This window comes from Streptomyces lothianensis, assembly GCF_047779955.1.
Taxonomy (GTDB): Bacteria; Actinomycetota; Actinomycetes; order Streptomycetales; family Streptomycetaceae; genus Streptomyces.
The window spans coordinates 1-6,853 of record NZ_JBLMKT010000071.1 but is presented as its reverse complement, the minus strand read 5'-3'; the positions used below and the strand labels follow the sequence as shown (position 1 = coordinate 6,853).

6 protein-coding genes are annotated in these 6,853 nt (G+C 73.9%); 3 read left to right on the top strand and 3 right to left on the bottom strand.

Features of this window, described 5'->3' with window-relative positions:
* Positions 1–91 precede the first annotated feature (91 nt).
* On the bottom strand, positions 92–583 hold the full coding sequence (locus tag ACLF6P_RS24735) for an Lrp/AsnC family transcriptional regulator (RefSeq protein WP_415953044.1): 492 nt from the start codon (positions 581–583) through the stop codon (positions 92–94).
* Positions 584–847: 264 nt separating this feature from the next.
* Between ACLF6P_RS24735 and ACLF6P_RS24730 the strand changes: the two genes are divergently transcribed.
* The 3 genes from ACLF6P_RS24730 (at position 848) to ACLF6P_RS24720 (ending at position 4,511) form a co-directional block, all read left to right on the top strand.
* Positions 848–2,332 (top strand): FUSC family protein, encoded by a 1,485-nt coding sequence (locus tag ACLF6P_RS24730; RefSeq protein WP_415953043.1) that lies wholly within the window; start codon positions 848–850, stop codon positions 2,330–2,332.
* A 114-nt stretch (positions 2,333–2,446) separates the two neighbouring features.
* On the top strand, positions 2,447–3,334 hold the full coding sequence (locus ACLF6P_RS24725; RefSeq protein ID WP_415953041.1) for a F510_1955 family glycosylhydrolase: 888 nt from the start codon (positions 2,447–2,449) through the stop codon (positions 3,332–3,334).
* Positions 3,335–3,509: 175 nt separating this feature from the next.
* The gene (locus tag ACLF6P_RS24720) at positions 3,510–4,511 is read left to right on the top strand and encodes a lactonase family protein (RefSeq protein ID WP_415953039.1); all 1,002 of its coding nucleotides are present in this window, start codon (positions 3,510–3,512) and stop codon (positions 4,509–4,511) included.
* Positions 4,512–4,658: 147 nt separating this feature from the next.
* Here ACLF6P_RS24720 and ACLF6P_RS24715 read toward each other — a convergent pair whose 3' ends face one another.
* Positions 4,659–5,579: a sirohydrochlorin chelatase gene (locus ACLF6P_RS24715; protein WP_415953037.1), complete on the bottom strand. Its 921-nt coding sequence runs from the start codon at positions 5,577–5,579 to the stop codon at positions 4,659–4,661.
* Between the two features lie 58 nt (positions 5,580–5,637).
* A complete protein-coding gene (locus ACLF6P_RS24710) occupies positions 5,638–6,711 on the bottom strand; it encodes an N-acetylglucosamine kinase (protein WP_415953035.1) in 1,074 nt (357 codons plus the stop codon).
* Between the last annotated feature and the right edge of the window lie 142 nt (positions 6,712–6,853).

Sequence of the window (6,853 nt, the reverse complement as noted above, 5' to 3'; positions counted from 1 at the left end):
GCCTTTCCAGGCACCGTGGGCCGATGGCGGCCTGATCCGCCGGACACCCCCTAGGGCTCGTCTCGGGGCCTGATCCGCCGGTCGGCCCCGGTCAGCCCTCCGTACGCGCCTTCTCCGCCCCGCGCCCCACCGCCTCCACCAACGGCAGCACCCGGTGCGCCACGCGTTCGCGCAGCACGACCTCCGTGCGGGTGCGCACCACCCCGGGGAGCCGGATGAGCAGTTGGATGACGTCCTCCAGATGCCCGTTGTCCCGGGCCGCCACCCGCGTGAGCAGATCCCCGCCGCCGGTGATCGAGAACGCCTCGATGATCTCCGGCACGGCCGCGAGCGCGTCACCGACCTCGTCGAGATGTCCCTGGGTGACCTCGACATGGACAAAGGCGAGTACGGGGTGCCCGAGCGCGGCGGGCGACAGACGCGGCCCGGTCCCCGTGATCACCCCGTCCCGTTCGAGGCGGTCGAGCCGCGCCTGCAGCGTGCCGCGGGCGATACCGAGAATCCGCGCGTACTCACGCACGCTCGTACGCGGCTGATCGATCAGCAGCCGCAGAATGCGCGCGTCCAGCGCATCCACTGCCATTGGCCCTCCTGTGGCCGAAGGAATCACGTTGTGACTGTACCAATGGCACATCTGTGCTGCTCCGAGTTGAGCCACTGGGGCTGAAAATGTTTTCCTGAGGGGGTCGATGGCGCTGCGGGAGCTTCCGCGGCGCCTTTTCCATGTCCGTCCGCCTCCATGCATCAGGCCACGACCTCGATGCGTCAGGCACCGGCGGACCGAGCTGCGAGGGTGCCCGCGGGGAACGCGTGCGCCGGACGGGGGTGAGTGAGCGCGGTGAAGCGGATGTTCGTCGCACCGGATCCGGGACGACTGCGGCTGCGGGTATCGCTGCGGGCGGTCCTCGGCGTCGGCCTCGCTGTGGCCGCCGCCGAACTGGCCGGGTTCTCGCTGACCGCCTCGATCACCGGCGGGCTCGCCGCCCTCCTTGCCCTCTTCACGGTCACCGACCCCACCGTGCGCCGCCAGGCCGTGACGACCGCGCTGCTTCCGGCCGTGGGATTCCCGGTCCTCGCGCTTGCCGCCTCGCTGCACGCGCTGCCGCTCGCCCGGGACGCGGCGTTCCTCGCTGTTGTCTTCGCCGGGGTGTACGCGCGGCGCTGGGGCGCGCGCGGGCATGCGCTGGGGATCTTCGCGTTCATGATGTTCTTCGCGACCCAGTTCCTCGACGCGCTGCCCGCCCAGCTCCCCGAGCTGTACGCCGCCGTGGCGCTCGCCCTGGTTGCCTCCTCGACGGTCCGCTTCGGTCTGTGGTGCATCGAGCGCCGCACCCCGCCCGCCGCCGCCCCGGCCCCGCTTGCGGGCCACGGCCTTGCCCGGCCGAGCACCCGCCAGGCCTTCCAGGCCACGGCTGCCTGCGCCTTCGCCCTCGTCGTGGGGCAACTGCTCTCCGGTGAGCGCTGGTACTGGGCCGTCGGCGCCGCCTGGTGGATCTTCGTCAACACCGCCTCGCGCGGCGAGACGCTGGTGCGCGGCTTCCGCCGCGTCCTCGGCACAGTCGTCGGGATCGCGGCCGGCCTGGTCATCGCGGTACCCCTGCACGGGGCGCCCGCGCCGACCGCCGCGCTGGTCGCCGCGTGCGTCTTCGGCATCTTCTACACCGCGGCGCCCTCGTACAGCTGGATGATGTTCTTCGTCACCGTGATGGTGGGCCTGCTGTACGGGCTCCTCGGTGTACTGCACCCCGGGCTCCTCGGGCTGCGCGTCGCCGAGACCGTGGTGGGTGCGCTCGGCGCCGGGCTCGCGGTGCTGCTCATCCTGCCGATCACCACGCACCGTGCCACTGACGCCTGGATCAAGCGCGCGCTGCACTGCGTCCACGCCTGCACCTCCGAGGCGGCCGCCCGCCTGGCCGGCCGCCCGGACGCCGACCCGGCCCGCCATGTCGCGGAGCTGGACGTGCTGCTGGGCCGCGTGCGGCTCGCCCTTGCGCCGCTGGTGCACCCGCTCGCCCCGCTGCGGGCACGCAAGGCCCGGGCTCGTCGGATCCTGGAACTCCTCGACCGGTGCGCCCAGGAGGTGCGCGGTCTGGCGTCGGTCGCAGCGGATCCCGGCGCCTCGCACGACGACCGGCTTGCTGCCGCCTGCGCACGGGTCGAGGTGGCGGTCCGGGCACTCACCGGACCCACCGCCTCGGCCGGCAGGTCCGAACAGGGTGCCGCCCCGCAGCACCCCAACGGCGCGGCACCGGCCCTGACCCACCTCCATGGCCTGGAGCAGGCCCTGAAGGCACTCGCTGCGCCCCTGGCCGGTCCGACCGCCTCCGCCTGACGCGGCCGAACCGAACTCCTAAGTTTCTTCGGTGTATGTTGGGTCGGCGAGCCGCAGCCCGCGGCCGGGTCGGCCGCGCACCCGTATTCGCAACGCACCGCACGAGGGACTTCCATGAGACTGCGCCTTGCCCCCGCCCTGTCGGCCGTCGTGCTCCTGCTCGCGGTGACGGCAACCGCCTGCGCGGAAGGGGCCGACAGCTCGGCGTCCGCCGGGGACGGCCACGAGCACGAGCACTCCGGCGGCCCGTTCGGTCACATCCACGGGCTCGGCATCGACCCGGCCGACGGCAGGCTGTACGTCGCTACGCACAACGGAGTCCACGCCGTGGCCGAGGACGGTGGCTCGAAGCGGGTGAGCGACGGGGCCGACTACATGGGATTCACGGTGAAGGGCCCCGGCACCTTCCTCGGCAGCGGCCATCCGGCACCCGGCAGTGACGAGCCCGGCAACCGCGGGCTGATCGAGAGCAAGGACGCCGGAAAGACCTGGAAGACCCTCTCTCTGGGCGGCGAAGTGGACTTTCACGCCCTGGAGTACGCCCACGAAACCGTCTATGGCTACGACAGCACCCACGGCCTGCTGCGCGTCAGCGAGGACGGCAAGGCCTGGGACGAGCGCGCCTCGATCGCCGCCGCGGACATCGCCGTCAGCCCCGAGGACCCCGGTCTCGTCCTGGCCACCACTGAGGAAGGCATCGCGAGGAGCACCGACGGGGGCAGGAACTTCGCGCGCGGCACCGGCCCCGTGCTCGTCTTCCTGTCGTGGGCGCGGCCGGACGGCCTGTACGGCATGGACCTGCAGGGCGGGCTGCACCGCAGTACGGACGGCGGCGCCACCTGGAGGAAGACCGGCACCGTCCCCGGCGGCGGCCCGCAGGCCCTGACCGCCCTCACCGCCGACCGCGTCCTGGCCGCCACCCAGGGCGGAGTCCACGAGACCCGGGACGGCGGCAAGACCTTCACCGAACGCCTGGAGGTCACCGGGGCCGGCGGCCACTGACCCAGGAGGGTCGCGCCGGCGCTCGGATGCCTGACGGCGGACAGCGGGCCCCGACGCGCTCCTCCCGTACGAGCCCCCCATGGTCTAGACCGGCTGCTACTGTCGCCCCGCGGCTCAGACGGGTCAGACGGCCCGGACGGCTCAGACGGCACTCACGGCGGAGAGTAGGCGGCATATGGCGGGCACACGGGCGTACATCGGGTCCTTCACCGGAGCGGGCGGGCACGGGATCACCACGGCCGATCTCGATCCCGCCACCGGCGAGCTCACCGTGGCCGGGGCCACGGACGCGCTCCCCGACCCCTCGTATCTCGCCCTGGCGGACGGTCTCCTGTACGCCGTCTCGGAGACGGAACACGGGGCGCTCGGCGCCTTCGACGTGAGCGGCGACTCGCCCCGGCTCATCGGCGCACCACGACCCGTACACGGCTCCGGACCCACGCATCTCACCTCGGCCGACGGCCATCTGCTCACGGCCAACTACGGCTCCGGGAGCGTGTCCGTGCTGCCCCGGGCCGAAGGCGCCGCGAAGGTCCTGCCCCACCAGGGTTCCGGACCCGACAAGGAACGCCAGGAAGGTCCGCACGCCCACCAGGTCCTCACCGATCCGAGCGGCCGCTGGATCCTGAGCGTGGATCTCGGCACGGACTCGGTGCGGGTCTGCTCGCTCGACGACGGCAGCCTCACCGTGCGCCGTGAGGTGCCACTGCGGGCGGGCAGCGGGCCACGGCACATGGCCTTCCACCCGGCGGGCGGCTCCGCGTACGTCCTCAACGAACTGCGCCCCACCCTGACCGTCTGCACCTGGGAGGCGGGTGACGGTCTGCTCACGCCGGTCCGCGAGGTCCCGGTGCTGCCCGGTGCGCCGAAGGGCGACGCCTACCCTTCGGCGCTCGCGGTCGCGCCCGACGGGCGCTTCCTGTGGACAGCCACGCGCGGCGAGGACGTCATCTCCGTGTTCGCTCCGGCCGCGGAAGGACCTGCCCTGGTCGGCGTCGCCGACTGTGGCGGGCACTGGCCTCGCGATCTCGCCGTACACCCTTCCGGGCGCTTCCTGTACGCGGCGAACGAGCGCTCCGGCGACGTCACGTGGTTCCGCGTCGACGCGCAGGGGATCCCTCGGCCGGAAGGGAAGGTGGCGGTACCGGCGGCCTCCTGCGTGGTCTTCTCCCGCTGAGCCGGGGCGCGCACGGCGGCCGAGGCCGGGACGCGCCGGGACGCGCCGGGACGCGCCCGGCGCCGGGTGCGTACGGTCCGGATGCGCAGGAGGCCCGCCCGGATCAGCCGGGCGGGCCTCCTGTGTGCGCAAGCGGAACTGACGACGTCAGTGCGTCGGCGCACCCGCCTGTTGCGGGGCGATGCCCAGCGCGTTCATGTAGTTGGACAGCGCCAGCTTGCCGATCGCCGGGTAGGCGCCCAGCGGCTCGGCCGCCGAGCAGTCGGCCTCCTTGGCCGCCGCGTCGAGCAGTCCCTCGGCGGCCTCCGGGCCGATCACATACGGCGCGAGCGCCAGCTGGACCGAACCCGAGCCGCGCAGCTGCTCGGCGACCGCGGCCACCGAACCCGGCTCGTCGAGTGCGGCGGCGAGCACCGGGACGGCCAGGCGCGCGGCGAGCAGCATGCCGGTGATGCCCGCGGCCTGCACCGCCTCCTCGCCACCGGAGGTGGCGAGGATGATGCCGTCGGCGGCGGTGGCCACGGTGAACAGCCTGGCCCGGTCGGCGCGCGACAGGCCGGCCTCGGAGAGGCGTACGTGCAGGGCCTCGGCGAGCAGCGGGTGCGGGCCGAGGACATCGGTCAGCTCGGCGGGCGCGCCGCTGTCCACGACGGCCTGGCGGATCCGGTCCGTCAGCGTGTTGTCGGGTCCGGCGAGCAGCGGCACGACCACGGCGGCGGGACCCTGCGGCTCGGCGGCCTCCACGCCGGCGGCGAGCGCCTGCTCGTAGCGTGCCGTGCGCTGCTGGGCGCGCTGCGCGAGCACAGTCTGCAGGCTCGGGTATTCCTCGCCGTCACCGTCCACATAGCCGATCAGGGCGTCGAGGCCGGGCAGCTCGGAACGGGCGATCGAGGTGACCTCTTCGGCGAGGCTGCGCGCCCCGGAGCTGGGAGTTCCCGGCACGGCGAGAACGAGCGCGGGTGCTCCCTCGGGAGCCACCGCGGGTTCCGGACGGCGGTGCCGGCCGGGCTGGCGGGGTCGCGGCATTCGTACAGGCAGGCCGGATTCGGGCCCAGTGGGGGAGCTCATGCGGCCGCATGCTACTGGCTCGTGGTGCTCTTCCGTTCGGGGAGGGGGCAGGTGCGGGTTATATGTCCGGAACGTGCAGCAGTCGCCCGTCGGTCGGCAGCGCCAGCGCGTCCAGCGCGAGGGCGGTCGCGAGCACGATCGCGCCGTCCAGCGGATTCCCCTCGGCCGCGACGGCCCGCGCGCGCGGAAGCAGCGCGGCGAGCTCCTCCTCCAGGGGTGCGAGAAGCAGCTCGCCGATCCCGAACAGGCCACCGGTGAGGCCCACGTCACAGGCCGTCTCCGGCGGGCACACCGCGGCAGCGGCCTCCGCGATGTGCAGGGCGGCGGCCCGCAGGATGCCGAGTGCGACCGGGTCCCCTTCGGCGGCGCAGCGGGCCACCTCAGGCACGAAGGACGCCAGCACTGCGGGCCGGTCGGCCCGCGGGTACAGCAGGCCCGGCAGCTCCTCCACGGGCCCGTCGAAGAAGTCCTCCGCGTGCGCCCGCAGCGCCGCCGACCCGCCACGGCGGCCGTCGTGCTCACGCAGCGCGGCGTCGAGGCCGGCCCGGCCGATCCACGCGCCTCCGCCGCAGTCGCCCAGGAGGTGTCCCCATCCGTCGGCGCGGCGCCACTTGCTGCCCTCGGTGCCGAGGGCGATCATGCCCGTGCCCGCGGCGACCACCGCCCCGGGACGCTGGCCCAGCGCGCCCGCGTACGCGGTCACGGCATCCGCCGCGAGGGCGAGCCTGCGGACACCGAAGGCCTCGTCGAGGGCTGCGGGCAGCCGGGCGCGCAGGTCCCCGCCCAGGGTGGCCATACCGGCCGCACCGATCGCGATGGCCCGGATGCCGCGCCCGTCGCCATCGGAGGCGCTGCTGCCGCTGCCGTCGCCGCCGTCGGTCGCCTCGCCGAGCAGCGCCCGTGTCATGGGCACCAGCTGTTCCATCAGGTGCCCGGCATCGATGCCGTCCGGACCGGTGCGTACGGGCTGCCGCGAGACAGCGGTGTCGGCCCGTTCCGCACCCGGGTCCACGGCGCTCGCGCCGCCGGGGGTCGGCAGCGGGGCGAGGGAGACGCGCAGCCCGGAACCGCCGGAGTCGACGCCGAGCACCCAACCGGGGCCGTCCGCCGAGGGCTTGGTCGCTTGATGCAACAGGCTCCGCTCCTCCCCGATGACCGGCAGCACGAGCCGTCTGCCTGCCTGCCGGGCCGTCCGTCTGCGCGCGGGTTCGGCCTTACTGTGCCTGAACCTGCCGTGCCTGAACCTGCCGTGCCTGAACCTGCCGTGCCTGAAC

Bases quoted from the DNA above. Each gene is read 5' to 3' on its own strand.
- ACLF6P_RS24735 (WP_415953044.1), bottom strand. From the start codon at position 583: ATGGCAGTGGATGCGCTGGACGCGCGCATTCTGCGGCTGCTGATCGAT.
- ACLF6P_RS24730 (WP_415953043.1), top strand. From the start codon at position 848: ATGTTCGTCGCACCGGATCCGGGACGACTGCGGCTGCGGGTATCGCTG.
- ACLF6P_RS24725 (WP_415953041.1), top strand. From the start codon at position 2,447: ATGAGACTGCGCCTTGCCCCCGCCCTGTCGGCCGTCGTGCTCCTGCTC.
- ACLF6P_RS24720 (WP_415953039.1), top strand. From the start codon at position 3,510: ATGGCGGGCACACGGGCGTACATCGGGTCCTTCACCGGAGCGGGCGGG.
- ACLF6P_RS24715 (WP_415953037.1), bottom strand. From the start codon at position 5,579: ATGAGCTCCCCCACTGGGCCCGAATCCGGCCTGCCTGTACGAATGCCG.